Below are 24,231 nucleotides of genomic sequence, written 5' to 3'. Positions count from 1 at the left end.
CTGCGACGAGCCGTGCTCCACAAAATCTCCACGGACCGTCCAGTGGGACTTCGTAGGTTCCGTTCGACCGGGACCTACGCGTAGACGAGGACAGACGATGCACGAACAGGCCTACCACGCGCAGTGCCGAGCCGCGGAGAGCCGACATCCGGCACAGGGCCCGCAACAGCGCGACGCGCTCATCCTCTTCGCGCTGGCGCTCGGCACCTTCGCGATCGGGACCGGCGAGTTCGGGAGCAACGGCATCGTCCAGCTCTTCGCCGCCGATCTCGGTGTCTCGGTACCGACCGCGACGAACGCGATCACCGCCTACGCCCTCGGCGTGGTCATCGGATCGCCCGTGCTCACCATCGCGGCGGCCAGACTCAACCGGCGCTCGCTCCTCCTCGGCCTGGTCGTGCTCTTCATCGTTGGAAACCTGCTGTCCGCCGCGGCCTCCGGCCTCGGTGTCCTCATCCTGGCCCGGTTCATCACGGGCACGGTCCAGGGCGCGTTCTTCGGCGCCGGCGCGGTGGTGGCGGCGTACGCCTATGGCCCGGGCAAGAGCGGCAAGGCGTTCGCGACGGTGATGGCGGGTCTGACGGTCGCGACGATCTTCGGCTCTCCCCTGGGCACCTTCCTCGGACAGCAGGTCGGATGGCAGGCGCTGTACGTCGTCGTCTCGGTGATCGGCCTGCTGGCCGGAGTCGCCATCTGGGTCTTCGTTCCCCGGACCAGCGCACTCGCCGGCGGATCTGTCAGGCAGGAGCTCGGCGCCTTGAGACGGCCGATGGTGTGGGCGACGATGGCCGTCGCCGCACTGGGTATCTCCAGCATCTTCGCCGTCTACACCTTCATCGGCCCGTACATCACCGACGCTGTCGGGGCCGAGGAGTCCTGGATCCCGGTGGCGTTGGCGGTCTTCGGGGTCGGGATGGCTCTGGGGAACTGGATCGGTGGCCGTCTCGCCGACCAGTACGAGTTTCGGGGCCTGATCCTGGGCTATGCCGTCGTGATGGTCTTCCTGGCCGTCATCGCGGTCGGCGGCGAGAACCTTGCCGTCCTGCTGCCGTGCCTGCTCGGAGTCGGTGCCTCGTCGATGATGGCGATCCCGACGATCCAGGTCCTCCTGACCCGGTACGCACCCGAGGCGCCGACCCTGATGGGGGCGGTGAACCTCGCCTCGCTCAACCTCGCCAACGCGCTCGGCGCGGTCGCCGGCGCCCTCGTCCTCGACGCCGGATGGGGTGCTCTCTCGACCGCATGGGCCGGTCTGGCGCTCACCGCGGCCGGCCTCCTCCTCTTCGCGGTCACCGTGACTCGGGTGGCTCCACCGCAGCCATTGGCCGCCTCCTTGTCCGCGACGGCCTGAGGGGCCACCGGCATGTTGTCCTTCCGCTCCGAGAACTCGTTCCTCTCGATCTGCTCGCAGGGATCCATCCTGTCGATCGGCAGCATCGGCTCGATCGCGTCGGTGGGATCCATCGGCGCCGTCCTCTCCGTCGGCTCGATCGGATCCTGGATGTCGGCGATGTCGATGCTCAGCTCGCAGAGCAACTGCTCGATCCTCAGCCACCAGAGCAACTGCTCCATCCTCAGCCGGCGCTCCAACTGCTCCATCCTCAGCCGCCTCGCCACCCGGGCCATCCTCGGCCGCGGCGTCCGACGACCTCTCACCCATGCCGAAACCAAGGAGAACAGATGAGCAACGACAACCCGACCGTCGTCCTGGTCCACGGAGCGTTCGTGGACGGGTCCGGATGGCAGCCGATCCACGACATCCTCACCCGCGACGGTCTCGACGTCGTGGTCACCCAGCACTCGACCCGGTCTCTCGCCGACGACGTGACCGAGGTCCACCAGGTCGTCGAGGCCCAGGACGGGCTCGTCCTGCTCGTGGGCCACTCCTACGGCGGTGTCGTGATCACGGAGGCGGGCACGCACCCGCAGGTGGCCGGTCTGGTCTATGTCGCGGCGTTCGCGCCCGACGCGGGAGAGTCGGTCGCCTCCATGCTCGCCGAGCCCGTCCCGGACGCGCCGGCGCCGCCGATCCTCCCCCGCAAGGACGGGTCGCTCGTCCTCGATCGCGACCGCTTCCAGGAGGCGTTCGCCGCCGACCTGCCGGCCGGGCAGGCACGGTTCATGGCCGACTCCCAGGCCCCGTGGGGCGGGGCCGCCCTCAGCACCGCCGTCACCGAACCGGCATGGCGCTCCAAGCCCAGCTGGTACGTCGTCGCCACCGATGACCGGATGATCCCGCCCGCTGCCCAGGAGGGCATGGCCGCACGGGCCGGCGCCTCCGTCGAGACGGTCGCCGCCAGCCACTCCGTCTACGTCTCACGGCCCGACGTGGTCGCGGACCTGATCCGGCGTGCCGCCAAGGCGATCGAGCTGTAGGCGTCGGGCCGGAGCTTCTCGAAGACCGAAAGGAACATTAGACATGAAGTTCACTCTCCGCCGCAGTCGCGCCCTCGCGGCGATACTCGTGGCCCTCCTCTTCACCGGCTCGATGCTCGCGACGACGAGCAACGGCGCCTCGGCGACCGGAAACACCCTCCCCGAGCGGGCACAGCACGGCTCGAGCACGGGAGCCAAGCCCACGATCGTCATGGTCCACGGGGCATGGGCCGACGCCTCCGGTTGGCAGAGTGAGGTCAAGGAGCTCACCGACGACGGCTACCCGGTCATCGCCCCCGCGAACCCGCTGCGTGGGCTCTCCTCCGATGCGGCGTACCTGCGCAGCATCCTCGAGACGATCCCAGGTCCCGTCGTCCTCGTCGGACACTCCTACGGCGGCGCTGTGATGACCAACGCGGCCACCGGCCTTCCGAACGTCAAGGCCCTCGTCTTCATCGCTGCCTTCGCGCCCGACGCCCACGAACCGGTCGCCCAGCTCGTCCAGCAGTTTCCCGGCACCATGGTCACCGAGGACGCGTTGGACGCCCGTCCCTACCCGCTGCCCGGCGGCGAGGTCGGCGTCGATCTCTACCTGAAGGCGAGCATCTTCCGCGAGGCCTTCGCCGGCGACCTCCCCCGCAGCACCACCACGGTGATGCAGGCCTCCCAGCGTCCGTTCTCGCTGGCGGCGTTCACCGAACCGTCCGGGGAGCCCGCGTGGAAGACCGTTCCGTCCTGGTATCTCCTGGCGACGGCCGACAAGACCATCCCTCCCGCCGCGCAGGAGTTCATGGCCAAGCGGGCCGGCGCCAAGATCGTGAAGGTGCGGTCATCGCACGTCGCACACCAGTCACACCCGCGCGAGACCCTCGCCCTCATCGAGAACGCGGTCCGCTCGGTCCGCTGAGCGGCTCGTCCGAGTCGGCTTCTCCGAGGAGGGTCCCTTGCTTCCCGCCGCGTGCTGACCGGAGACTTGCAGCATGACGCACGAAGGTGGAGACCAAGGGCGCAACCAGGCTTCCCCATGAGCGCCGAGGAGGTGGTGATCGGAATCATCTCGGCTCCGGGGTCGGCCACCGAGCTCTCCTCGGCGCTCGCCGAGGACCTGCACGCCGAGCTGAGCCTTCACCTGCCGACCGTCCGATGGCGGGAGTCCATCGTGGTCGACGCCCTCGTGCATCCGCCTTCCGACGACGCAGCCATCGTCGCGGCGGCGAGGGACCGGCTCCTGAAGGAGGACTGGGACCTGGTCGTCTGTCTCACCGATCTGCCGCTGCAGGCTCAACGGCGACCGGTGGTGGCTCACGCGAGTCCCCTGCACGGCGTGGCTGTGGTGTGCCTGCCGGCGCTCGGCGCCGTCGGACTGCGCCGACGCACCCGGGACACGGTCGTCGGGCTCGTGCGCACCTTGCTCGGGGACACGGCGGATCGCGCCATCTCGGGCCGTGTCGCCGGGCTCGGACGCCGCGCCAGCCAGCTCGGCAGGAGCCAGGAGCCGGACGAGGACGGCGGCGTGATGTTCACCGCGAGAGTCCTCAGCGGCAACCTGCGGCTCCTGACCGGGATGATCCGGGCCAACCAGCCGTGGAGACTCGCGATCGGACTGTCGAGAGCGCTGACCGCGGCCCTGGCGACGGCGGTGCTGGCCCTCGTCACCCCCGACATCTGGCAGCTGAGCGCCGCGCTCGGCTGGGTCCGGCTCTCGGTGATCGGGGTCGGTTCGCTCGCCGGGATCACGATCGCGCTGATCGCGGGGGCCGGTCTGTGGGAGCGTACGTCGCATCCGGCCGGTCGCAAGCAGGTGACCCTCTTCAATCTGGCCACCACGGCGACGGTCGTTCTGGGTGTGCTCTTCCTCTACGTCGCGCTGCTCATCCTCGCGCTCGCGACCTCACCGGTCCTGGTGCCTGCCCAGCTGCTCGAGGAGGGCATCGGGCATGGCGTACGAGCCGGCGACTATCTGAAGCTGGCGTGGCTCACCAGCTCTCTCGCCACCCTGGGCGGCGCTCTCGGGGCGGGTCTGGAGAGCGACGAGGTGGTCCGGGCCGCCGCCTACACCTACCGCCAGGAGTCGCCTAAGCGCGCACGGCAGGGGTGACCGGCGCCCGTCAACCTCGTCGGCGTGGCAGGACGGTGAGGACCATGTCGATGTAGGTGCGGAACTCGGCCATGTAGCCGCGGAGGAACTCTTCGGTGGAGTCGACGGTGATCTCGCCGTCATCCCGGAAGACGTCGGGAGAGTACTGGATGTACGCCTCGGGCGAGGTCATCTGGCGAGCGTTGCAGAAGCTGAGCACGCCGCGCAGGGTCTGCTGACCCATGGCGGTGCCGATCTGGCCGATGGAGGCTCCGATCACCGCGGCCGGGATGTGGTCGAAGGAGTTCTGTCCCCAGGGTCGGGACGCCCAGTCGATCGCGTTCTTCAACGCCCCGGGGATGGACCGGTTGTACTCGGGGGTGACGAAGAGCACCGCGTCGACGGCCGCGATCGACTCCTTGAGCGATCGGGCCGCGGGCGGGTAGTCGTCGTCGAAATCCGGGCTGTACAGCGGCAGGTTGCCGATCGGGATCTCGCTGAACTCCAGGTCGTCCGGGGCCACCCGGATGAGGGCCCTGGACAGGATGCGGTTGATCGACGTCGACGACAGGCTTCCGACGAAGTAGCCGACCTTGTAGGTGGTCATCTGTTCCTCCTGATCTGGTGTCTTCTCGGCGGGCGGCATGCCTCACCGACGTCCCTCGGCTTCCAGGAACTCATGGACGTGGCGGATCGAGACCGAGCCCTCGCCGACGGCAGACGCGACGCGCTTGACCGAGCCGCTGCGTACGTCGCCCACGGCGAACACGCCCGGGCGGCGGGTCTCGAACATGCCGTCGCAGCCGTCGGCCCCGGCTCCGGACTCGGACCCGGTGAGGATGAAACCCTTCGCGTCCAGCGGGATCGCTCCCTGGAGCCACCCGGTGTGCGGGGCCGCTCCGATCATCACGAACAGGGCTGTCGTCGCGACGCGGTGCTCCTGCCCCGAGTGGAGGTGGCGGACCAGCACCTGTTCGAGCGTGTTCTCCCCGATGAGCTCACCCACCTCGCTGTTGCGCCAGACCTTGATGCGGGGCGACTGCTCGACGCGGTCGGCCAGATAGCGGGACATGTCCCTGCCGAGGTCGTCGTGGCGGATGACCAGGTTGACCACCGGAGACTGGCGGGCCAGGAAGCAGGCCGCCTGGCCGGCCGAGTTCCCGCCGCCCACGACGGTGACCGGGTCCTGTCGGCACAGCCGCGCCTCGAACTCGGTGGCCGCGTAGTAGACGCTGCCGCCCTCGAGGCGGTCGGCACCCGGGACGTCGAGACGCCGGTAGCGCACACCCGTGGCGACGAGCACGGCGTGTGCGATGAGGGGGTCCCCCTCCGCCAGGCCGACCAGGTGATAGCCGTCGGCCCGGGTGAGCGAGGTCGCCTCGCCGGGGATGCTGAAGACGGCGCCGAACTTTCGTGCCTGGACCACGGCGCGGTCGGCCAGCTCGGCTCCGCTGATCCCGGCTGGGAAGCCCAGGTAGTTCTCTATCTGGGACGACGTGGCCGCCTGCCCGCCGGTGGCGAGCGCGTCCAGGACGACCGTCGAGAGTCCTTCGGAGGCGGCGTAGACCGCCGCGGCCAGGCCGCCCGGGCCGGCACCGACCACGACGAGGTCGTACGCCGCCCGGTGCGGCGCCGCTCGTAGCCCGATGAGGTCGGCCAGCTCGGTGGTGCTGGGGTTGCGCAGCACCGTATGCCCCTTCCAGATCACGACGGGGGTCTGGTCAGGTGGGATGCCGAACGCCCGCAGGGTCTCCTCTGCCTCGGGGTCCTCCTCCACGTCCTCCCAGCGGCACGGGATGCGGTTGCGGCTCGCGAAGTCCCGCAGCAGACGGGTGTTGGCCGAGTAGCGGGAGCCGATGATCCGGAGGCCGGCGCCGAGGTCGGCATGGATGGTACGTCGCAGGATGAACGCCCGCAGGATCAGATCTCCGAGCGCCTGATCCTGGGTGACCGCCTCCTTGAGCCGGTCGTAGGGCACCTCGAGGACCTCCACGTCGGTCTGGGCGACGGCGGTGACGTAGACCGCCTGCCCGGTCAGGATCGACAGGTCACCCACGAAGCGACCCCGGCCATGGACGGCGATCACCCGCGGCTCTCCCTCGGGGCCGTCCTCCTGGACGACTCGGACCCTGCCGTCGAGCACGACGAACAGGCCGCAGTCGCGGTCGCCCGCACAGAACAGCATCGTGCCCTTGGTCAGCGTCCGCCGCTTTCCGAACTGCGAGAGCAGCATGATCTGTTCGTCGCTGAGCCGGGGGTAGGCACCGGTGGTGTCGGGGGACTCGGGAAGGTCCGCGAGCTCGCTCTCAGACGAACTGCTCGTCGACATAGCACCATCTCCAGTTCTCCCCGGGCTCGATCGAACGCACGATGACGTGGCCCGTCCCGGCCGCGTGAGCGCGCGCGTGTCGCATGGGTGAGGAGTCGCAGCAGCCGACCTGGCCACAGGTCAGGCAATGGCGCAGGTGCACCCACGGAGTGCCGAGCCGCACACACTCGGCACAGACGTGCTGGGCGGGTGGCGAGACGGGCTGGATGATGCCCAGGTGCGGGTCGGCGGTCATCACGGCCTCCCCGGGAGCTTGGACTCGAGCCAGGAACGCAGCTGGTGCACCGGGAGGGCGCCGATCTGTGTGTCGACGACCTCGCCGTGGTCGAGGAGGACCAGCGTCGGGATCGACCGGACCTCGAACCTCTGGCTCACGGCAGGGTTGTCATCGGCGTTGACCTTGACCAGCTTGAGCTTGCCGGCCAGCTCTGCGGCCAGCTTCTCCAGGGCCGGGCTCACCATCCGGCAGGGGCCGCACCACGGAGCCCACACGTCGACCAGCACGGGCAGGCTCGACTCCTCGACGACGGCGTGGAACTCCTCGTCGCCGGCATCGACCACCCAGGGCAGCGGCGTACCGCACCTCCCGCAGCGCGGCGTACCCTCGGCGACCGCCGGAACCCGGTTCTTGGCTCCGCAGCTGACGCACTCGACCTTCGTCGACTTCTCGGTGGTCGCGCTCATGCCACGGCCCGCTCTTCTGCGGCGGCGCCGGCCGCGGTCACCGCGATCTTCCCGTCGACGACGTCGACCGAGATCACGCCGCCGTCAGCCGCGTCGCCGCGCAGCAACGCCCGGCCGACCTGCGTCTCCACCTCACGGGAGATGAGCCGTCGCAGCGGGCGCGCGCCGTACGCCGGGTCGAATCCCTGGTCGGCGATGAAGCGCCGTGCCGCCGCCGTGACCTCGAGCGTGATCCGCATGTCGGCCAGCCGCTCGCGCAGCTCCTCGAGCTGGAGGTCGACGATGCGCTCGATCTCGGCGAGCGTCAGCGGCTTGAACATCACGATCTCGTCGACGCGGTTGAGGAACTCCGGGCGGAAGTGTGACTGCAACGTGCGCATCACCATCGAGCGCGATTCGTCCTTGATCTCGCCGTCGGCGGTGACCCCCTCGAGCAGGTGCTCCGACCCGATGTTGGAGGTCATGATCAGGACGGTGTTGCGGAAGTCGACGGTCCGGCCCTGGGAGTCGGTCAGCCGGCCGTCGTCGAGCACCTGGAGCAGCGTGTTGAAGACGTCGACGTGGGCCTTCTCGATCTCGTCGAGCAGCACCACCGAGTAGGGCTTGCGACGTACGGCCTCGGTGAGCTGACCACCCTCCTCGTAGCCGACGTAGCCTGGAGGCGCTCCGACCAGCCGGCTGACGGTGTGCCGCTCCTGATACTCGCTCATGTCGATCCGGACCATGTTCTCTTCGGTGTCGAACAACGCGGCCGCCAGCGTCTTGGCCAGCTCCGTCTTACCGACCCCGGTGGGGCCCAGGAAGATGAACGACCCGATGGGCCGCTGGGGGTTCTTGATGCCGGAGCGGGCCCGGACGACGGCGTCGGCCACCACCTGGACGGCCTCGTCCTGGCCGATGACACGTTCGTGGAGCACCTCGTCGAGGCGGAGCAGCTTGTCGCGCTCCCCTTCCTGCAGACGCGAGACCGGGATGCCGGTCCAGCGCGAGACGACGTCGGCGATCTCGTCGGCGGTCACCACCTCGCGCAGCAGCCGGCGGCCGCCCTGCTTGCCGGCGAGCCGGGACTCGGCCGCCTCCAGCCGCCGCTGAATCTCCGGCAGCCGGCCGTGCCGCAGGGACGCCGCCCGGTTGAGGTCGTACTCCCGCTCGGCCCGCTCGCTCTCCAGCCGCACCTGCTCCAGCTCCTGGCGGAGCGACTGCACCTCACGAAGGGCCGAGCGTTCGGCCTCCCACTGTGCGCGCAGGGCATCGGCTTCGGCCCGCGCGTCGGCCAGCTCCTTGCGCAGCTCCTCGAGGCGGGCCCTGCTCGCGGCGTCCTCCTCCTGCGAGAGCGCGGCCTCCTCGATCTCCATCCGGGTCACCCGCCTGGTGAGCTCGTCGAGCTCGGCAGGCATCGAGTCGATCTCGGTGCGCAGCATCGCGCAGGCCTCGTCGACGAGGTCGATGGCCTTGTCGGGCAGGAAGCGGTCGGAGATGTAGCGGTGGCTCAGGGTCACCGCTGCCACCAGGGCGCCGTCGTGGATCTTCACGCCGTGGAAGACCTCGAGGCGCTCGCGGAGCCCGCGCAGGATCGAGATGGCGTCCTCCTCGTCGGGCTCGTCGACCATGACCGGCTGGAACCGGCGCTCGAGGGCGGCGTCCTTCTCGATATGGGTGCGGTACTCGTCGAGGGTGGTCGCGCCGATCATGTGCAGCTCGCCGCGGGCGAGCAGCGGCTTGAGCATGTTGCCGGCGTCCATCGCCCCCTCACCGGCGCCGGCACCGACGACGGTGTGCAGCTCGTCGACGAAGAGCAGGATGTGGCCCTCGGCGCTCTGCACCTCGTTGAGGACGGCCTTCAGCCTCTCCTCGAACTCGCCGCGATACTTCGCCCCAGCGATGAGAGCCCCCATGTCCAGGGCGAACACGGTCTTGTCCCGCAGACCCTCGGGGACGTCGCCGTCGGCGATCCGCTGCGCCAGACCCTCGACGATCGCCGTCTTGCCCACGCCGGGCTCACCGATGAGCACCGGGTTGTTCTTGGTCTTGCGCGACAGGATCTGCACGGTCCGGCGGATCTCGGAGTCGCGGCCGATCACCGGCTCGAGCTTGCCCGACTCCGCCGCTGCGACGAGGTCGCGGCCGTACTTCTCCAGCGCCTCGTACGTCCCCTCGGGGGTCGCCGACGTCACCCGCTGGTGACCGCGTACCTCGGTCAGTGCGGCCAGGAAGCCGTCCCGGGTCAGTCCGTGAGCGTGGAGAAGCCGCCCGGCGGCTGATCCCGAGCCCTCCTCAACCAGAGCGATCACGAGGTGCTCGACCGAGACGTACTCGTCCTTGAGCCTGCGGGCCTCGCGGTCAGCCGTGTCGAGCAGCCGCGAGAGCCGCTGGGTGATGTGCACCTGCCCGGGAGTCACGCCCGGCCCGCTGACCCGCGGGCGGCGGCCGAGCTCGGCCTCGAGTTCCTCGCGCAGCCGGTCCGGATCGGCCCCCGCCCGGGCGAGCAGCGGCGCAACGAGGCCCTCGGCCTGGTCGAGCAGGGCGAGCAACAGGTGCTCGCCGTCCACCTCGACGTGGCCGAAGCGCAGCGCCTTGGTCTGGGCGTCGTGCAGAGCCTCCTGCGACTTCTGGGTCAGTCTGTTCATGTCCATGGAGCGTCTCCTCGTCGTGCCGTGCGTTGTTGTGCCTTCTCGAGCTCGGCGATCCTGTCGAGCAGCTCGACGACCAGCCCGATGGCGCAGTAGCTGAGGTTCAGGCTCATCCGCAGCCGCTGGATCCTGGCCATCTCCCTCACCTGGGAGGGGTGGAACCACAACCGGCCCTGCGCGTCCCGGGTGACCTCCAGCAGCCCGAGGGCGACCAGGCGCCGGACGAGCTCCGGATGTACGCCGGTGACCTGGGCATAGCTCTCGAGGCTGAGCCGGTAGGGCCGGGCGAGAGCGAAGTGCGTGATCGCTGTCATCGTCTGCTCCTCGCGTCGAAACGGGACACCTTCGCGAGCTCCTCGAAGAGGCGTTGCTCCTCGTCGGAGAGGGTCTTCGGCAGGCGGACCTGGAGCTCGGCGTAGAAGTTGCCCGGCTCGCCTCGTCGGTGGGGAAGGCCGCGGCCCTTGAGCCGTAACCGACGGTGGCTGGACGAGCCCGCCGGGACCTTCACCGTGGCGGTTCCTCCGGGAGTGTCGATGGACACCGACGCCCCCAGCGCGGCCTCCCAGGGAGCGACCGGCAGGAGGGCGTGCAGGTCGCGACCCTCGACCCGGTAGCGCGGGTGGTCGGCGATCCGGACCACCAGATAGAGGTCTCCGGCCGCCGCCGAGCCGCTGCCGGGGCCGCCCTGGCCGCGCAGCCGGATCCGCTGACCGTCGACCACGCCCGCCGGGATCGTGACGTCGAGCGTGCGGGGCCCGTCGGGACCGGTGATCGTGAGGCTGCGCTCGGTGCCGTGGTAGGCCTCCTCGACCGAGACCTCCACCTCGGCTTCGTGGTCGGAGCCCGGGACCGGGCCCGGCCCCCAGCCGCCGCGGGCCCGACCCCCGCCACCTCGCCCGCCGAAGATCCCCCCGAGCAGGTCCTCGATGTCGATCTCGTCACCGAAGTCGCCGGCTCCGAAACCTCCCGACGGGCCGGTCGTGGACGACCAGCGTCCGCGCGCCCCCGCCCCGGCGTCGGCGTAGGTCCGGGCCTGGCGCCAGGCGGCCGGATCCGTGTCGGGCGGGACCCGCCGGAAGTCCTCACCGAAGGCGTCGTAGCGCCGGCGCTGCTCGGGATCCGACAGTACGTCGTAGGCCTCGGCGATGTCCTTGAACCGCTCCTCGGCCTCGGCGCTCTTGTTGACGTCCGGGTGGTTCTGGCGCGCCAGCCTGCGGTAGGCGCGCTGGATGTCGGCCGGGTCGGCGTCGCGGGAGACCCCGAGGACCTCGTAGAAGTCCTTGGCCATCAGGATGTCCTGGTGGCCACCACGACCGCGGCCGGACGCAGGAGCCTGTCATCGGGGCCGTAGCCGGGGCGTACGACCTGCGCCACGGTGCCGGGCACCAGCCCTTCACCGGACACGGTGCTGACCGCCTCGTGCACGGCGGGGTCGAAGGCCCGGCCGTTGTCGTCGCGACGCGGGTAGCCGAGGTCGGCCAGGACGGCGAGCGCCTGCGCGAGCACGGCCCGGACGCCCTCCACCACCGAGTCGGGGTCGGACGATGCGTGCTCGAGCGCCCGCTCCAGGTTGTCCAGGACGGGCAACCAGCTGGTGGCCACGGCCGCCCGTTCCTGCTCGCGGGCACGGGCCACGTCGCGCGCGCAGCGCTTGCGGAAGTTGTCGAGCTCGGCAGCCGTACGCCGCCAGGAATCCTCCAGCTCGGCGATCTGGCGCGCCTGGTCGCCGGGCTCGGTCGCGTCGTCCGCCGCGACCTCGTCGCCCAGGGCCTCGGTCGTCGGTGCCTCGTGATCAGACATGGCGGTCAGTTCGAGGTGAACTCGGCGTCGATGACATCGTCGTCATCGCTGTCGGCCGCCGCCCCGGAGGCGCTCGCCGGCCCGGTCGACGGTCCGCCGCCACCGCGGGCTGCGGAACTCAGCACCTGACGCAGCTGGTGGAGCTCGCCCGTCAGGGCACGGAGGCGGTCCACGGGCTCGTCGCCCTCGACCGCCTGCCTGGCCTCCTCGACGAGCAGCTCGGCACGAGCGCGGTCGTGCTCGGCCACGGACGTACCGGCCTCCTCGAGGGACCTGCGCACCTGGTAGGCCACGGAGTCGAGCTCGTTGCGGGCATCGACCCGCTCGCGCAGAGCGGCATCCTCGCCACGGTGGGTCTCGGCGTCCTTGATCATCCGGTCGACCTCCTCCTGGCTGAGGGTGGAGGTCTCGCTGATGGTCACCTGCTGCTCGGCACCGGTGTCCTTGTCACGCGCCGAGACGTGCAGGATGCCGTTGGCGTCGATGTCGAAGGTCACCTCGATCTGGGGCACCCCACGCGGCGCGGGACGGATGTCCTCGAGCCGGAACCTGGCCAGCACGCGGTTGTCGGCCGCTCTCTCCCGCTCGCCCTGGAGCACGACGACGTCGACAGCGGACTGGTTGTCCTCCGCGGTGCTGAAGACCTCGGTCCGCCGAGCCGGGATGGTGGTGTTGCGGTCGATGACCCTGGTCATCACCCCACCCATCGTCTCCAGACCCAGCGACAGCGGCGTGACGTCGAGCAGCAGCACGTCCTTGACATCGCCCTTGATGATCGCCGCCTGGACCGCCGCGCCGATGGCCACGACCTCGTCCGGGTTGACGGTCATGTTGGGATCCTTGCCGCCGGTCAGCCGGCGTACCAGCGCCTGCACGGCCGGGATCCTGGTGGACCCGCCCACGAGGATGACCTCGTCGATGTCGTCGGAGGTGACCTTGGCGTCCTCCATGGCCTGCTTGACCGGGCCGAGGCAGCGCTCGACGAGGTCGGCGGTGAGCTGCTCGAAGGTCGACCTCATCAGGTTGACGTTGAGGTGCTTGGGCCCGGAGGCGTCGGCGGTCACGAAGGGCAGGTTGACGGCGGTCTGGGTGACCGCCGACAGCTCCACCTTGGCCTTCTCGGCCGCCTCGAAGAGACGCTGGAGAGCCTGGGAGTCGTCGCGGAGATCGATGCCGTTGGACTTCTTGAACTCGTCGGCCAGGTAGTCGACGATGCGTCGGTCGAAGTCGTCGCCGCCGAGGTGCGTGTCTCCGGCCGTGGACCGGACCTCGACCACGCCGTCCCCGACGGTCAGGATACTCACGTCGAACGTGCCACCACCGAGGTCGAAGACCAGCACGGTCTCGTTCTCGAGCTTGTCCATCCCGTACGCGAGGGCGGCGGCCGTGGGCTCGTTGATGATCCGGAGGACCTCGAGCCCGGCGATCCTGCCGGCGTCCTTGGTGGCCTGACGCTGCGCGTCGTTGAAGTGGGCGGGGACGGTGATGACCGCCTCGGTGACCCGCTCGCCGAGGAACTTCCCGGCGTCGTCGACCAGCTTGCGAAGCACCTGCGCCGAGATCTCCTCGGGTGCGTAGAGCTTGCCGTCGACCTGGAACCGGGCCGTGCCCTCGGGGCCTTCGACGACGTCGAAGGAGACCGTGTTCATCTCGCTGCTGACCTCGTCGTACTTGTGGCCGATGAAGCGCTTCGCGGAATAGATCGTTCCCTTCGGGTTCAGGATCGCCTGTCGCCGGGCCATCTGGCCGACCAGGCGCTCTCCGTTCTCCAAGAAGGCGACCACGGACGGCGTCGTCCGGTTGCCCTCCGCGTTGGGGATGACCTGCGGCTGCCCATTTTCGGTCGCCGCGATCACCGAGTTCGTCGTTCCCAGGTCGATGCCGACTGCCCTGCCCATGACCACTCCATTCGCCGGAAGCATGTGTGTCGGCCATGCTTCTCGCGCGCCGGGATCGTCTGCATCCCGTGAACGGGTGTTTCTTGGCGGACCGGGCCGCCCCCGGCTAGCCGCCGGGGTGGTGGTGCTGCAGCGCCAGCACGGTCAGCTCGACCCGGGAGTGGACGTCGAGCTTGAGGTAGATGTGCTTGAGGTGGGCGTCCACGGTGTGGCGGGAGACGCAGAGCTCCTCCGCGACCGCACGGTTCGACTTCCCCTGGGAGACCTGGGAGACGATCCGCATCTCGGCGCCGGTGAGCGACGCCCACCCGTGGTCGGCCCCGTCCTCGTCGCCGGCGTCTACCTTGACCAAGGGATACCGGGGCCTCTCGGCGGCTCTGGCAGCCGCCTGATACTCGGTCGGATCGACGTAGTGCGGGTTGTCGATCACCGTGCCGTCCAGCAGGACCGTGGGGTGGGTCTGGAGCACCTCGACGAGCATCTCGGCCCCGAACTTCTTCAGGTCGTAGAGACACATGAGGATGGCGGGCACCTCCTCGACGACGTGGTTCAGGGACGACTCGTAGACGAACAGGTCGTCCCAACCAGGGGCGCCGGACAGCACCCACGACATCTCGCCGGCAGCTCTGAGCAGGTCGAAGTCGTCTGCGACCGCCGCGTCCACGCTCTCGGAGAGGAAGCTCACCATGCCGTCGACGCTGAACTCCCCCGACCTGAGATAGACGTCCGATGATCGTTCGACGTCGAGCTGAGCCGATCGTCGCGAGTAGTCCGGGCCGGGCTGTCCCACGGCCCGGTCCCTGACCAGCGCCGGCTCGACATCATCGATCAGGCACAGACACTTGTCGCCCTGCCGCAGCCCCTCCTCGAGGAAGGGGTACAACAATCGGTCACGCTCGGCCGGACCCGAGTAGAGCGCACAGAAGTGCATTCCTGGACTAACAACGCCGACCCCGGGGATCCCGAGGCTCAGATCAGACATCGTGGCCACCGTTCACCGGATCCGAAGGGAGGTTCCCCACCCTACGCGCACTCGCTACGGGTCGCCATCCCACTTCGCAGGCGCCAGGAAACGACCCCTGACCTGTGCAGACATCGTCCGATGTCTCCCAACGTCAGGGGTCGTTGCCCAGTCTCCTGCGGGGACCGCTGTCTCGGCGGCTACTCCGGGACCTTGTCGGCGAGGATGTCGATCTTCTCGATCTGCGGCTCCGAGAATAGGACACCGGTGTTCGGCCCGAGCGCCTGACCTACGCCGCCGGCGAGGTGCGCGTCTCTGGCTTCGTCGTCGGGGAACACGTCGTACACCCCGAAGGTCGAGGGGCCGAACTGGATGGCGAACCAGGCGATGGTGCCGGGCTCAGCCATCACGATCGAGCGCGCCTTCGTGAGGAAATCTGCGAGGTCTGCTTCCTTGCCCGGTAGCGCCTCGAGACGCACCAGGAGAGCTTTGGTCAACACCGGTCGGACTCCTTCGCTGGGAGGGTGCACCACTGCGGCACGGTCGGCGGCGAACCGCGCCACACCCGAGGATGCTTGTCACCGGTCATGATCCTCAGGAGCGAAGCTGACCAGCATCCCGTGAACGGGTGCTTTTCCCAGCTCGGCCGCACCGGCCCTGGGCCGGCCGGTGGGAACGAGGTGCTGAGGGCCAGGACGAGCGGCTGATATTCTCCGCTGTCGCGCTGGGCTCGAGGACCCCGCCGCCCTGTCGTTCTCCGGCAAGCTGCTCCAGCCTGAGGAGGTCGTGGCGGCGGTCGGCACGGTGCTCGACAGGCCACGACCGGTCAAGACGGTGCCCGGCTGGCGCGGGATCCAGGCGCGAGTGGCCGACGCGATCCCCCGGCTCGGGCTGAGCGCGGCACCGGTGGTCGTGGCGCAGGGGCGCCGCGCCCAGCGACGGCTCCTCGCGGACGCAGCGCGACCAGGACGTGAGCCGAGGCTAGGTCCTATTCCGCGGGATAGGGCGACTCGGCGAGCAGCCCGGCGAGGTGGGCCAGGTGCCGGGCCATGGTCTTCGTGGTTCCCGCGGTCGTCTCCGGGGTCGGCACCTTGTCCTTGTAGTCGACGCCCTGCATGGCCTCCCCGACCCAGTACGTCGACCCGCCGGCGGGAATGGTGAAGCCGACGTCGCTGAGCGCCTGGCAGAGCTCGGCGGTGACATGGTGGGCGCCGTCCTCGTTGCCGACCACGCCGATGCCGGCGACCTTGTCGTAGGTCAGCATCCGGCCGTCGTCGTCGGTCTCGCTCAGCTCGGCGTCGAGTCGCTCGAGCACCATCTTGCACACCGACGACGGCTGGCCCAGCCAGATCGGGGTGACCAGCACGAGCACGTCCGCGGCGAGCATCCGCTCGCGGAGCTGCGGCCACGCATCGCCGTCACCCTCGTCGGTGCTCACTCCGAAGCTGACGTCGTGGTCGACGACCCGAACCATCTCACCCTTCACCCCGTGGTCCAGGAGCGCCGAGAGGATCTGGGATCCGAGCAGCTCCGAGCTGGACTCGCCGGGTGAGCGTTTCAGGGTGCAGTTCAGGATCAGGCAGGTCGGTGACGTCATGCCATCAGGTAACCCACGGGCCGTACCGTCATGCACTGATCACGGTACGGCCCACCCGCAGGTGCAGATCCTCGAGCCGGGCGAGCTGGTCGTCGGCGCGGCGGATGAGCTCATCGAGCTGCAGCGCGTCGACACGGGCGTCGTCCTCGGTGGCCGTACGCAGCAGCTGCCACCCGGCGCGCTTGCCGGCCACCGCGTCTCGCAGCGCCTCCAGCTCGAACAGGTCCGAGAGCGGTGAGCGCCGCACCAGCCGGCCGTTCGGCTTGAACCGTCCCGCGAACTCCAGCGCCCGCCCCGTCGCCGCGGCGATGCGTGAGGGATCCGCTCCGGTCGCCATGATGATCTGTCGCAGCTGCTCGCGTTCCTCGTTCACCTCGGTCGCCAGCTGTCGCACCCGAGCGGCCACGTCAGGATCGGAGTGCGTGCGACCGACGCGCTCGAACATCGCGGTTCCGGCGCTGGAACCGGCCCAGTGGTGCTGCAGGTAGGCGTGCAACAGGTCGTCGTTCATGGCTGCTCCTTCTCCAGAGGTCAGGGTCGCAAAGGCGGGAGCCCGCTGCCCGCCTTCTCCGGGATGCCGGAGAGGACGGCCTCGAGCGCATCCATGGCCGTGTGGCGCGGTTGCCAGCCGAGCTCCAGCTCGGCGCGGGCCGTCGACATCAGCGGCAGCTGCATGACCGCGTCCAGCAGACTGCCGGGGACGGGCACCAGCCGTGCATGCCAGGCGCCGTCCAGACCGTGACGTGCCAGACCCGGCGGGACCTCGACCGTCCGAGCGCCCATCAGCTCGCCGAGCTCGTCGCGGCCGATCACGCCGTCACCGGCCAGGTTGAACGCGCCCGCCACGTCGCTGGTCGCGGCAGTGGCCAGGGCCCGGCCGACATCGCCTGCGTGCACGGCTTGAAACCTCAGGCCGGCCGGCACCGGCACCATCGGGATGCGCCGACGGTCCAGGAGCGCGGGCCGGGCCAAGGCGCCGCCGAAGATGCGCCGTTGCTCGCTGGCCGCCGAGCGCTGGAAGACGAACGCGGGCCGAACTCTCACCACGCGGACCTCGGGGTGGTCGCAGGCGAAGGCGTCCAGGGCCCGTTCGACGTACGCCTTCTCCCGGCAGTACGCGGCAGCCGACGCCCCGTCGGTCTCCCAGGTCTCGTCGACGGGATCGTCGTGGTGCACCGGAGAGTAGGCCGCCACCGAGGATGCGCACACGAGCGCCGGGACGCCTGCGCGGGCCACGGCCGCGAGGACTCTGCGCGTGCCGACGGCGTTGGTGGCCCAGGTCTCCTCGGGGCGGTGCGTGGGCTGGAACTTCCAGGCGAGGTGCACGACCGCGTCGGCACCTTCCACCACCGGCTCCAGGTTGGCCGTCGACACGTCGGCCACCCGCCACTCGACGGAGGCATGGGCATAGGCCCGAGGGCCATCCGGAGCGCGGCGCGCGACGGCGACGACCTCCGCGGCGCCGTCTGCGGTGAGTGCCCGGATGGTGGCGCTGCCGAGGTTTCCCGACGCACCGATGACGACCACCTTCATGTTGTCCACGCCCTCCCTGCGGCCGATCTGTTCTGCGGTGTGAGTCTCACCGGTACCCACCGCGACCGGGTTCAGCACTGCCGCGCGCCGGGCTCGAATCCCCGGATCGGGGTACCGCAGAGGTGACTCGATCCAAGGAGGAGCACCCATGAAGGCAGTTACCTGGCAAGGAAGACGCGACATCCGGGTGGACGACGTCCCTGATCCGCGCATCCTCGACGACGAGGACATCATCGTCGAGATCACCTCGACCGGGCTGTGTGGTTCCGACCTGCACCTCTATGAGGTGCTCACCGGGTTCATGACACCGGGCGACGTGGTCGGGCACGAGCCGATGGGGATCGTGGCCGAGGTCGGCCCCGGGGTCCGTGAGGTGAGCGTCGGCGACCGCGTGGTGGTGCCGTTCAACATCAGCTGCGGCACCTGCTGGATGTGTCGGCACAGCCTGCACTCGCAGTGCGAGACCACCCAGAACCGCGACCAGGGCACCGGCGCCAGCCTCTTCGGCTACAGCTCCCTCTACGGCCAGGTCCCGGGCGGCCAGGCCGAGTACCTGCGCGTTCCCTTCGGCAACCAGCTGCCGATCAAGGTCCCGCAAGGTCCCACTGACGACCGGTTCCTCTTCCTCTCCGACGTCCTGCCGACCGCCTGGCAGGCACTGCAGTACGCCGACCCCGACCCGGAGAGCACCCTGCTGGTCCTCGGCGCCGGTCCCATCGGCGACATGGTGACCCGCTTCGCGCTCGACGCCGGCCACCGGGTCATCAGCGTGGATCGCGAGCGCGAGCGGCTCGCCCGGGTCCGGCAGCGTGGGGCCGAGACGATCGTCCTCGACTCCGGCGACATCGCCGAGCAGGTGCGCGATCGGACCGATGGACGCGGAGCCGACGCCGTGGTCGACGCCGTGGGGATGGAGGCTCACGGCTCGCCGATCGTCGAGGGGATGACGAAGCTGCTGGCCACGATGCCGGGAGCCGTGAACCGCCCGGTGATGCAGGCCGCCGGCGTCGACCGGATGGCCGCGCTCCACACCGCCTTCGACGCCGTACGCCGCGGGGGCACCGTCTCGATCGCCGGCGTCTACGGCGGCGCGATGGACCCGTTCCCGATGATGCAGCTCTTCGACAAGCAGGTCGGCATCCGCATGGGGCAGGCCAACGTACGCGCCTGGACGGATGACCTGATGCCGTTCCTCGAGGGCGACAACGACCCGCTCGGCGTCGACACGTTCGCCACCCATCACCTCCCCCTGAACGAGGCGCCGGAGGCGTACAAGTCCTTCCAGGAGAAGGCCGACGAGATGGTGAAGGTCGTCTTCAAGCCCTGAGCGGCCGCCGGCGCGCTAGTCGTTCAGGTCCGGGAACATCGCGGCGACAGCGAAGCCAGGGGTGACCACGGCGCGCTCGGTCCGCTGAGGTCGTTCGACGGCTTGTCCTGGTGATCGGGACAGCGCGCGTCCGAGGGTCGCTCCCGTGTCGATCCTCGGACGTCGCTTCCCAGACCTGGAGGTCCCATGAATCGCCGTACCCGACTGTGCGCCCTCGGCGCCTCGCTCGCTGTTCTCGCCACGCTGCCGCTCGCGGTCGCCCGCGAAGCCGGTGCCGACCCGAACCCTCGGGCCGGTGGCCCGGGCTACGAGATCCTGTTCGTACGCCACGCCCACTCCACCTACCCGGCACCGGAGGAGGAGCTCTCACCGACGGGCATCGCGCAGGCCGCGAAGCTCGTCGACTTCCTCGACGAGGAGAGGATCTCGTCGGTCGACTCCTCGATCATGGTGCGTACGTACCAGACCGCCGACGGGGTCGCCGCGGACCACGACGTACCGGTCCTGGCAGACGAGGACATCCGCGAGGTCGAGCTGCCGTCGAAGGATCCCGCGGTCGCCGGCCGCATCATGGCCGGCTGGGTCATGGACCCGAGCACCCGCGACGACTCGTTCGGCGGCGAGGAGGACTACTACGACGTGCAGGAGCGGTGGCAGCCGTGGTGGGCGCGGTACGTACGCGAGCACCGCGGCGACCGGGGAACCGGCGTCGTCGTGGCCCACGGCGGCATCTTCGGACTCATGCTGCCCGAGACCTGCGCCAACGAGCCGGAGCTGCCGTTCTCGGACCGGTTCCCGGCCAACACCGAGATGATCAAGGCCCGCCTCCAGCGCGACGGCACGCTGGTGTGCACGGCGTGGAAGGTGAGCCCGGACCCGCGGCCCGGCGACCCGACGTCGTACTACTACGAGATCGATCCCGTGACCGGTGAGGCCGTCAAGGTCCAGTACTGACCAAGACGCTAAGGGCGGGCGGCTGTGGCCGCCCGCCCTTCAGCGTTTTCAGGCAGTGAACGCGCAACGACCGCCGGCGATGGCGACGCCCCGGGCGGTGGAGACGCGGAAACCCCCGTTGGCCCACCCCTCGACCGTGACTGCCTCGCCCGGGAAGACCACCGAGCTGAACCGCCCCTCGAGCAGCACCATGTCGGCCGGGTGCCGCGAGGTCTGTTCGGCGACGGCGAGCGAGGCGAGTGCCAGCGTGGCCAGTCCGTGCAGGATCGGCCGCGGCTGACCGATCGCGGCCGCGGCCGCGGGATCGATGTGGATCTGGTGCCGGTCGCCGTTGAGGCGGTAGAGGGCGGCGGCGTTCGCGGGGATCTCCACGACCGTCGACCAGGCGGCCTCCTCGACCGGGTCGGGAGGACGTACGGGGCCACGATCTCCGCCGAAGCCGCCGCGGCCGAGGGCGAGGATCGACCAGGTCGCGACGAAGTGGTCGCTCGCCACCTCGACGTCGAAGACCGCGCCCGCGCTCTTGTCCCACACCCCGGTGACCCGGGCGGACATCTCCAGGTCGCCCGAGGCCGGCAACGGCGCCTTCATCTCCAGGCGCTGCGAGCCGTGTACGGCCCGGGTCGGGTCGAACGCGCCGGCCGCCCCCAGGGCGTCCGGGGCCCATTGCGCCAGGGTGAGGGCGAAGGCCGGCAGGACCCGGAGCCGTTCCTCGAACACCAGGTCCAGCCGGTCGGCGCAGGCACCCACCGAGAGCGCGTAGAGGATCGCGTCGCGGTCGGTCCAGCTCACCCGGCGCCGGCCGAGATCGTGCCCGATCCAGTCGTCCGGTCGCCTCATGCGGTGGTGTAGCCGCCGTCGGCGACGAACTCCGACCCGGTGGAGAAGCTGGACTCGTCCGAGAGCAGGAAGAGCACCAGGGCCGCGATCTCGTCGGCGTCCGCCTCCCGCCCCAGCGGCTGGTGGTCCACCATCCCGTGGGAGCGGTCGGAGTCGGCGGTCATCTCCGAGGACACCACGCCGGGGTGGACCGAGTTGACCCGCACCCCGTGGGGGCCGAACTCCTGGGCCGCGGCCTTCGTCATGCCGCGTACGGCCCACTTGGACGCGACGTAGCCGAGGATCCGCGGGAACGCGATGATCCCGCCGATCGAGGAGATGTTGACGATCGATCCGGTGCCGGCACGCTTCATCGAGCCGATGACGGCCTTCATGCCGAGGAAGACCCCGACCTGGTTGACGTCGATCACCTTGCGGTAGTCGGACTCGCTGAGCTCCTCGATCGGGTCGACGTGCACGACGCCCGCGTTGTTGACCAGGCCGGTGACCGGCCCGAAGATCTCCTCGGCCTGGCGTACGGCGTCCTGCCAGGCCGACTCGCTGGTCACGTCGAGCTCCACGAACAAAGCCGCGTCACCGAGCTCGGCGACGACCTGCTTGCCCTCCTCGACCAGCAGGTCGGCCACCACCACCCGGGCGCCCTCGGCGACCAGGCGCCGCGCGCACGCGGCCCCGATCCCCCGTGCCGCGCCGGTCACGATCACCGTCCGGCCGGCGACCCGGCCGCCCGTCTCGTACGTCGTCATCTGCTTCCCTCCTGCCGTTGGACGGAGCGCATACGGCTCCCCTGCCCGCAGGGTGCACCCGGGCGCCCACCTCGCGCCGAGCCAGGTCCTGCCCAGTGGGACGGAGCCGTTGCCCGCGACCGTTCTCGGGCGAGCCTGCGGGGGTAGGAAACAACCGCGACGTTTGGGAGCCGACATGTCCGTGCTGGAAACCACAGTGCTCGAAACCGATGGCGACCAGGTGCGCCGGATCGAGTACGAGGCGGCGCCGACCCGCTTCGCCCGGGGGTGGCACTGCATCGGCCTGGAGCGCACCTTCCGTGACGGGAAGCCGCACTCCATCACCGCCTTCGGCAAGAAGCTGGCCGTCTTCGCGGACAGCTCGGGCAGCCTGAAGGTCCTCGACGCCTACTGCCGGCACATGGGCGGAGACCTCTCCCAGGGCACGATCAAGGGCGACGAGATCGCCTGCCCCTTCCACGACTGGCGGTGGGGCGGCGACGGACGCTGCAAGCAGATCCCGTACTCCCGTCGAGTGCCGATGCGGGCCCGCACGCAGGCGTGGCCGACGATGCTGCAGGACGGTCTGGTGTTCGTCTGGAACGACCCCGAGGGCAACCCGCCGATCCCGGAGCAGGTGATCCCGCCCATCGACGGCGGTCCGGGCACCCCGGGGTGGACCGACTGGGCCTGGTACGAGACCCGGGTGGAGACCAACTGCCGCGAGATCATCGACAACCTGGTCGACATGGCGCACTTCTTCTACGTGCACCACGGCTTCCCGACGTACTTCAAGAACGTCTTCGAGGCTCACACCGCCACCCAGCTCCAGAAGGGCATCAACCGCGACGACATGCGGCCCGCGGAGAAGAAGATCGGGGCGCCCAAGCGGCTCGGCAACACCTCGGCGGCGACCTACCACGGCCCGTCGTTCATGATCGACGACCTGCTCTACCACTACGCCGACGGCGACGTGAAGACCGTGCTGATCAACTGCCACTACCCGATCGACGAGAACTCCTTCGTCCTGATGTACGGCATCAGCATGGAGCGGCCCGACGGCGGCCCGGAGGACCCGGAGGAGGCCGAGCGGCTGACCCAGAAGATGGTCGACACGGTGCGGCTCGGGTTCGAGCAGGACGTCGAGATCTGGAAGAACAAGACCCGCATCGACAACCCGCTGCTGTGCGAGGAGGACGGGCCGGTCTACCAGCTGCGCCGCTGGTACGAGCAGTTCTACACCGACCTCGACGACATCGCCCCGGAGATGACCGAGCGCTTCGAGTTCGAGCTCGATACCGCCCGGCCGAACGAGGCGTGGCGCCGCGAGGTCGAGGAGAACCTGGCACGCCGGGCGCAGGAACAGGACGCCTGATGACCGTACGTCCCGACAACCGCCTCGCCGACGCCCCGATGCATCCGGTCAGCTGCCGGGCGTGCGGCGCGGCGGTGCTCGCCCGGAAGAGCAGCTGGCAGCAGACCTCGGTGCAGTGGTCGCAGCCGGCGATGGCCGCGTGCCGGTCCTGGGACCCCGGCGACCCCTTCCAGGGCCGCCACCCGGTGTGCGAGGAGCTGCGCGCCAGCATCGCGCAGGCAGCGACGGACGGCACCATCCCGGTGCTCGAGTGCGAAGGATGAGAGCGATGGCAGAACTGCAGGGCCGTACGGCCGTCATCACCGGTGCCGGCAGCGGCATCGGCCAAGGGCTCGCCGAGGAGGCGGCCGCGCGCGGCATGCGCGTGGTGCTCGCCGACGTGGACGCCGACCGGGTCGAGGAAATCGCCGAGGGGCTGCGCGCGAGCGGGGCCGAGGCGCTCGCGGTGCCGACCGACGTCACCGACGCCGACGCGGTCGACCGGCTGGCCGATGCCGCCGTGGAGGCGTACGGCCCGGTGGCGCTGCTCGTCAACAACGCCGGTGTCGAGACCGTCGGCCGGATCTGGGACCTGCCGCCCGAGCGGTGGCGGCGCCTGCTGGACGTCAACGTCACCGGCGTCTTCCACGGCCTGCGCTCGTTCGTGCCGCGGATGGGTGCCGACCCGGCACCGTCGTACGTGGTGAACGTGGCCTCGGTCGGCGCACTGGCGACCGCCCCGCTCAACTCGGCCTACCACGCCTCGAAGCACGCGGTGCTCGCGCTGACCGAGTGCGCCTACCTGGAGTGCCTCGAGCAGCACCCGCAGGTCGCGGTGTCGGTGGTGTGCCCCGGCGCGGTGCGTACCCGGATCTTCGAGGACGCGTACGTCGCCGACGGCTCCCCCGGCAGCGACATCTGGCAGCACACCATGCAGGGCTACCTGGAGCAGGGCGGGATCACGCCGAAGCAGGCCGCCGCCGCGGTCCTCGACGGCCTGGGGACCGGGTTCTGGATCAACACCCACCCCGACGAGTTCGCGTTCTTCGCGGGCCGGCGGGCCGAGATGCTCACCGCGCAGACGCCGCCACCGCCGCCGGCGATGTGACACCGGTGATGTGACACCGAGGTGACGCCGAGAGGGGC

26 protein-coding genes are annotated in these 24,231 nt (G+C 70.0%); 10 read left to right on the top strand and 16 right to left on the bottom strand.

Translation table 11 applies throughout. From position 1 onward, the window contains the following. The first annotated feature begins 97 nt into the window (after positions 1 to 97). The 5 genes from ACFU7D_RS09610 to ACFU7D_RS09590 all read left to right on the top strand — a co-directional run bounded on the left by ACFU7D_RS09610 (position 98) and on the right by ACFU7D_RS09590 (position 4,474). Entirely contained in the window at positions 98 to 1,351 is a 1,254-nt protein-coding gene (locus ACFU7D_RS09610; protein WP_378866221.1) for an MFS transporter, read from the top strand. 12 nt (positions 1,352 to 1,363) lie between these two features. Further along, positions 1,364 to 1,684 (top strand): hypothetical protein, encoded by a 321-nt coding sequence (locus tag ACFU7D_RS09605; protein ID WP_378866218.1) that lies wholly within the window; start codon positions 1,364 to 1,366, stop codon positions 1,682 to 1,684. Then, complete coding sequence (locus tag ACFU7D_RS09600) at positions 1,681 to 2,376, top strand: alpha/beta fold hydrolase (protein ID WP_378866215.1); 696 nt, start codon at positions 1,681 to 1,683, stop codon at positions 2,374 to 2,376. The genes ACFU7D_RS09605 and ACFU7D_RS09600 overlap by 4 nt, the downstream gene beginning before the upstream one ends. Positions 2,377 to 2,419: 43 nt before the next feature. Further along, positions 2,420 to 3,283, top strand: a complete 864-nt coding sequence (locus ACFU7D_RS09595; RefSeq protein ID WP_378866212.1) for an alpha/beta fold hydrolase — start codon at positions 2,420 to 2,422, stop codon at positions 3,281 to 3,283. 117 nt (positions 3,284 to 3,400) lie between these two features. Next, positions 3,401 to 4,474 (top strand): hypothetical protein, encoded by a 1,074-nt coding sequence (locus ACFU7D_RS09590; protein ID WP_378866210.1) that lies wholly within the window; start codon positions 3,401 to 3,403, stop codon positions 4,472 to 4,474. A gap of 10 nt (positions 4,475 to 4,484) precedes the next feature. Here the strand turns inward: ACFU7D_RS09590 and ACFU7D_RS09585 are convergent, their stop codons facing one another. From ACFU7D_RS09585 to ACFU7D_RS09520, 14 genes are all read right to left on the bottom strand, one after another. Beyond that, positions 4,485 to 5,060: an NADPH-dependent FMN reductase gene (locus ACFU7D_RS09585; protein ID WP_378866207.1), complete on the bottom strand. Its 576-nt coding sequence runs from the start codon at positions 5,058 to 5,060 to the stop codon at positions 4,485 to 4,487. A 42-nt stretch (positions 5,061 to 5,102) separates the two neighbouring features. After that, positions 5,103 to 6,782, bottom strand: coding sequence for an FAD-dependent oxidoreductase (locus ACFU7D_RS09580; protein WP_378866204.1), 1,680 nt, complete (start codon positions 6,780 to 6,782; stop codon positions 5,103 to 5,105). Continuing rightward, complete coding sequence (locus ACFU7D_RS09575) at positions 6,760 to 7,017, bottom strand: UBP-type zinc finger domain-containing protein (RefSeq protein WP_378866201.1); 258 nt, start codon at positions 7,015 to 7,017, stop codon at positions 6,760 to 6,762. Before ACFU7D_RS09575 ends, ACFU7D_RS09580 begins: the two co-directional genes overlap by 23 nt. Continuing rightward, the gene (trxC, locus tag ACFU7D_RS09570) at positions 7,017 to 7,466 is read right to left on the bottom strand and encodes a thioredoxin TrxC (RefSeq protein ID WP_378866198.1); all 450 of its coding nucleotides are present in this window, start codon (positions 7,464 to 7,466) and stop codon (positions 7,017 to 7,019) included. The genes ACFU7D_RS09575 and trxC overlap by 1 nt, the downstream gene beginning before the upstream one ends. Beyond that, positions 7,463 to 10,099 (bottom strand): ATP-dependent chaperone ClpB, encoded by a 2,637-nt coding sequence (gene clpB, locus ACFU7D_RS09565; RefSeq protein ID WP_378866196.1) that lies wholly within the window; start codon positions 10,097 to 10,099, stop codon positions 7,463 to 7,465. The genes trxC and clpB overlap by 4 nt, the downstream gene beginning before the upstream one ends. Beyond that, complete coding sequence (locus ACFU7D_RS09560; protein ID WP_378866193.1) at positions 10,090 to 10,410, bottom strand: chaperone modulator CbpM; 321 nt, start codon at positions 10,408 to 10,410, stop codon at positions 10,090 to 10,092. Before ACFU7D_RS09560 ends, clpB begins: the two co-directional genes overlap by 10 nt. Then, complete coding sequence (locus ACFU7D_RS09555) at positions 10,407 to 11,384, bottom strand: DnaJ C-terminal domain-containing protein (RefSeq protein ID WP_378866190.1); 978 nt, start codon at positions 11,382 to 11,384, stop codon at positions 10,407 to 10,409. Before ACFU7D_RS09555 ends, ACFU7D_RS09560 begins: the two co-directional genes overlap by 4 nt. Then, positions 11,384 to 11,896 (bottom strand): nucleotide exchange factor GrpE, encoded by a 513-nt coding sequence (locus tag ACFU7D_RS09550; RefSeq protein ID WP_378866187.1) that lies wholly within the window; start codon positions 11,894 to 11,896, stop codon positions 11,384 to 11,386. The genes ACFU7D_RS09555 and ACFU7D_RS09550 overlap by 1 nt, the downstream gene beginning before the upstream one ends. Positions 11,897 to 11,901: 5 nt before the next feature. After that, positions 11,902 to 13,794, bottom strand: coding sequence for a molecular chaperone DnaK (gene dnaK / locus ACFU7D_RS09545; RefSeq protein ID WP_378866184.1), 1,893 nt, complete (start codon positions 13,792 to 13,794; stop codon positions 11,902 to 11,904). 106 nt (positions 13,795 to 13,900) lie between these two features. After that, a complete protein-coding gene (locus ACFU7D_RS09540) occupies positions 13,901 to 14,776 on the bottom strand; it encodes an MEDS domain-containing protein (protein ID WP_378866181.1) in 876 nt (291 codons plus the stop codon). A 179-nt stretch (positions 14,777 to 14,955) separates the two neighbouring features. After that, on the bottom strand, positions 14,956 to 15,255 hold the full coding sequence (locus ACFU7D_RS09535; RefSeq protein ID WP_378866178.1) for a putative quinol monooxygenase: 300 nt from the start codon (positions 15,253 to 15,255) through the stop codon (positions 14,956 to 14,958). A 488-nt stretch (positions 15,256 to 15,743) separates the two neighbouring features. Continuing rightward, positions 15,744 to 16,352: a flavodoxin family protein gene (locus tag ACFU7D_RS09530; protein WP_378866175.1), complete on the bottom strand. Its 609-nt coding sequence runs from the start codon at positions 16,350 to 16,352 to the stop codon at positions 15,744 to 15,746. A gap of 28 nt (positions 16,353 to 16,380) precedes the next feature. Next, entirely contained in the window at positions 16,381 to 16,863 is a 483-nt protein-coding gene (locus tag ACFU7D_RS09525) for a hypothetical protein (RefSeq protein WP_378866172.1), read from the bottom strand. A 20-nt stretch (positions 16,864 to 16,883) separates the two neighbouring features. Further along, entirely contained in the window at positions 16,884 to 17,885 is a 1,002-nt protein-coding gene (locus ACFU7D_RS09520) for an NAD-dependent epimerase/dehydratase family protein (RefSeq protein WP_378866267.1), read from the bottom strand. Between the two features lie 148 nt (positions 17,886 to 18,033). Here ACFU7D_RS09520 and ACFU7D_RS09515 point away from each other — a divergent pair, with 148 nt between their 5' ends. Both ACFU7D_RS09515 and ACFU7D_RS09510 read left to right on the top strand, forming a co-directional pair. Next, positions 18,034 to 19,212, top strand: a complete 1,179-nt coding sequence (locus ACFU7D_RS09515; protein WP_378866170.1) for an alcohol dehydrogenase catalytic domain-containing protein — start codon at positions 18,034 to 18,036, stop codon at positions 19,210 to 19,212. Positions 19,213 to 19,398: 186 nt separating this feature from the next. Beyond that, positions 19,399 to 20,166: a histidine phosphatase family protein gene (locus ACFU7D_RS09510; protein WP_378866167.1), complete on the top strand. Its 768-nt coding sequence runs from the start codon at positions 19,399 to 19,401 to the stop codon at positions 20,164 to 20,166. Between the two features lie 48 nt (positions 20,167 to 20,214). Here the strand turns inward: ACFU7D_RS09510 and ACFU7D_RS09505 are convergent, their stop codons facing one another. Continuing rightward, positions 20,215 to 21,006 (bottom strand): MaoC/PaaZ C-terminal domain-containing protein, encoded by a 792-nt coding sequence (locus tag ACFU7D_RS09505; RefSeq protein ID WP_378866164.1) that lies wholly within the window; start codon positions 21,004 to 21,006, stop codon positions 20,215 to 20,217. Further along, positions 21,003 to 21,752 carry a glucose 1-dehydrogenase gene (locus ACFU7D_RS09500; protein WP_378866161.1) on the bottom strand — a complete coding sequence of 250 codons (750 nt, stop codon included), beginning with the start codon at positions 21,750 to 21,752 and terminating at the stop codon, positions 21,003 to 21,005. Before ACFU7D_RS09500 ends, ACFU7D_RS09505 begins: the two co-directional genes overlap by 4 nt. 175 nt (positions 21,753 to 21,927) lie before the next feature. Here ACFU7D_RS09500 and ACFU7D_RS09495 point away from each other — a divergent pair, with 175 nt between their 5' ends. Genes ACFU7D_RS09495 through ACFU7D_RS09485 form a run of 3 tightly spaced genes read left to right on the top strand, consistent with a single transcriptional unit; the run spans position 21,928 to position 24,193 of the window. After that, entirely contained in the window at positions 21,928 to 23,106 is a 1,179-nt protein-coding gene (locus ACFU7D_RS09495) for a Rieske 2Fe-2S domain-containing protein (protein ID WP_378866158.1), read from the top strand. Beyond that, on the top strand, positions 23,106 to 23,369 hold the full coding sequence (locus tag ACFU7D_RS09490) for a ferredoxin (protein WP_378866155.1): 264 nt from the start codon (positions 23,106 to 23,108) through the stop codon (positions 23,367 to 23,369). Before ACFU7D_RS09495 ends, ACFU7D_RS09490 begins: the two co-directional genes overlap by 1 nt. A gap of 5 nt (positions 23,370 to 23,374) precedes the next feature. Further along, a complete protein-coding gene (locus ACFU7D_RS09485; protein WP_378866153.1) occupies positions 23,375 to 24,193 on the top strand; it encodes an SDR family NAD(P)-dependent oxidoreductase in 819 nt (272 codons plus the stop codon). Positions 24,194 to 24,231 lie beyond the last annotated feature (38 nt).

Source organism: Nocardioides sp. NPDC057577 (assembly GCF_042801335.1).
Taxonomy (GTDB): Bacteria; Actinomycetota; Actinomycetes; order Propionibacteriales; family Nocardioidaceae; genus Nocardioides.
The sequence above is the reverse complement of the archived record's forward strand: the minus strand, read 5'-3'. Positions and strand labels throughout refer to the sequence as shown.

Excerpts from the sequence above, each read along its gene's own strand:
- ACFU7D_RS09610 (WP_378866221.1), top strand. The coding sequence starts at position 98 with ATGCACGAACAGGCCTACCACGCGCAGTGCCGAGCCGCGGAGAGCCGA.
- ACFU7D_RS09605 (WP_378866218.1), top strand. The coding sequence starts at position 1,364 with ATGTTGTCCTTCCGCTCCGAGAACTCGTTCCTCTCGATCTGCTCGCAG.
- ACFU7D_RS09600 (WP_378866215.1), top strand. The coding sequence starts at position 1,681 with ATGAGCAACGACAACCCGACCGTCGTCCTGGTCCACGGAGCGTTCGTG.
- ACFU7D_RS09595 (WP_378866212.1), top strand. The coding sequence starts at position 2,420 with ATGAAGTTCACTCTCCGCCGCAGTCGCGCCCTCGCGGCGATACTCGTG.
- ACFU7D_RS09590 (WP_378866210.1), top strand. The coding sequence starts at position 3,401 with ATGAGCGCCGAGGAGGTGGTGATCGGAATCATCTCGGCTCCGGGGTCG.
- ACFU7D_RS09585 (WP_378866207.1), bottom strand. The coding sequence starts at position 5,060 with ATGACCACCTACAAGGTCGGCTACTTCGTCGGAAGCCTGTCGTCGACG.
- ACFU7D_RS09580 (WP_378866204.1), bottom strand. The coding sequence starts at position 6,782 with ATGTCGACGAGCAGTTCGTCTGAGAGCGAGCTCGCGGACCTTCCCGAG.
- ACFU7D_RS09575 (WP_378866201.1), bottom strand. The coding sequence starts at position 7,017 with ATGACCGCCGACCCGCACCTGGGCATCATCCAGCCCGTCTCGCCACCC.
- trxC (WP_378866198.1), bottom strand. The coding sequence starts at position 7,466 with ATGAGCGCGACCACCGAGAAGTCGACGAAGGTCGAGTGCGTCAGCTGC.
- clpB (WP_378866196.1), bottom strand. The coding sequence starts at position 10,099 with ATGGACATGAACAGACTGACCCAGAAGTCGCAGGAGGCTCTGCACGAC.
- ACFU7D_RS09560 (WP_378866193.1), bottom strand. The coding sequence starts at position 10,410 with ATGACAGCGATCACGCACTTCGCTCTCGCCCGGCCCTACCGGCTCAGC.
- ACFU7D_RS09555 (WP_378866190.1), bottom strand. The coding sequence starts at position 11,384 with ATGGCCAAGGACTTCTACGAGGTCCTCGGGGTCTCCCGCGACGCCGAC.
- ACFU7D_RS09550 (WP_378866187.1), bottom strand. The coding sequence starts at position 11,896 with ATGTCTGATCACGAGGCACCGACGACCGAGGCCCTGGGCGACGAGGTC.
- dnaK (WP_378866184.1), bottom strand. The coding sequence starts at position 13,794 with ATGGGCAGGGCAGTCGGCATCGACCTGGGAACGACGAACTCGGTGATC.
- ACFU7D_RS09540 (WP_378866181.1), bottom strand. The coding sequence starts at position 14,776 with ATGTCTGATCTGAGCCTCGGGATCCCCGGGGTCGGCGTTGTTAGTCCA.
- ACFU7D_RS09530 (WP_378866175.1), bottom strand. The coding sequence starts at position 16,352 with ATGACGTCACCGACCTGCCTGATCCTGAACTGCACCCTGAAACGCTCA.
- ACFU7D_RS09525 (WP_378866172.1), bottom strand. The coding sequence starts at position 16,863 with ATGAACGACGACCTGTTGCACGCCTACCTGCAGCACCACTGGGCCGGT.
- ACFU7D_RS09520 (WP_378866267.1), bottom strand. The coding sequence starts at position 17,885 with ATGAAGGTGGTCGTCATCGGTGCGTCGGGAAACCTCGGCAGCGCCACC.
- ACFU7D_RS09515 (WP_378866170.1), top strand. The coding sequence starts at position 18,034 with ATGAAGGCAGTTACCTGGCAAGGAAGACGCGACATCCGGGTGGACGAC.
- ACFU7D_RS09510 (WP_378866167.1), top strand. The coding sequence starts at position 19,399 with ATGAATCGCCGTACCCGACTGTGCGCCCTCGGCGCCTCGCTCGCTGTT.
- ACFU7D_RS09505 (WP_378866164.1), bottom strand. The coding sequence starts at position 21,006 with ATGAGGCGACCGGACGACTGGATCGGGCACGATCTCGGCCGGCGCCGG.
- ACFU7D_RS09500 (WP_378866161.1), bottom strand. The coding sequence starts at position 21,752 with ATGACGACGTACGAGACGGGCGGCCGGGTCGCCGGCCGGACGGTGATC.
- ACFU7D_RS09495 (WP_378866158.1), top strand. The coding sequence starts at position 21,928 with ATGTCCGTGCTGGAAACCACAGTGCTCGAAACCGATGGCGACCAGGTG.
- ACFU7D_RS09490 (WP_378866155.1), top strand. The coding sequence starts at position 23,106 with ATGACCGTACGTCCCGACAACCGCCTCGCCGACGCCCCGATGCATCCG.
- ACFU7D_RS09485 (WP_378866153.1), top strand. The coding sequence starts at position 23,375 with ATGGCAGAACTGCAGGGCCGTACGGCCGTCATCACCGGTGCCGGCAGC.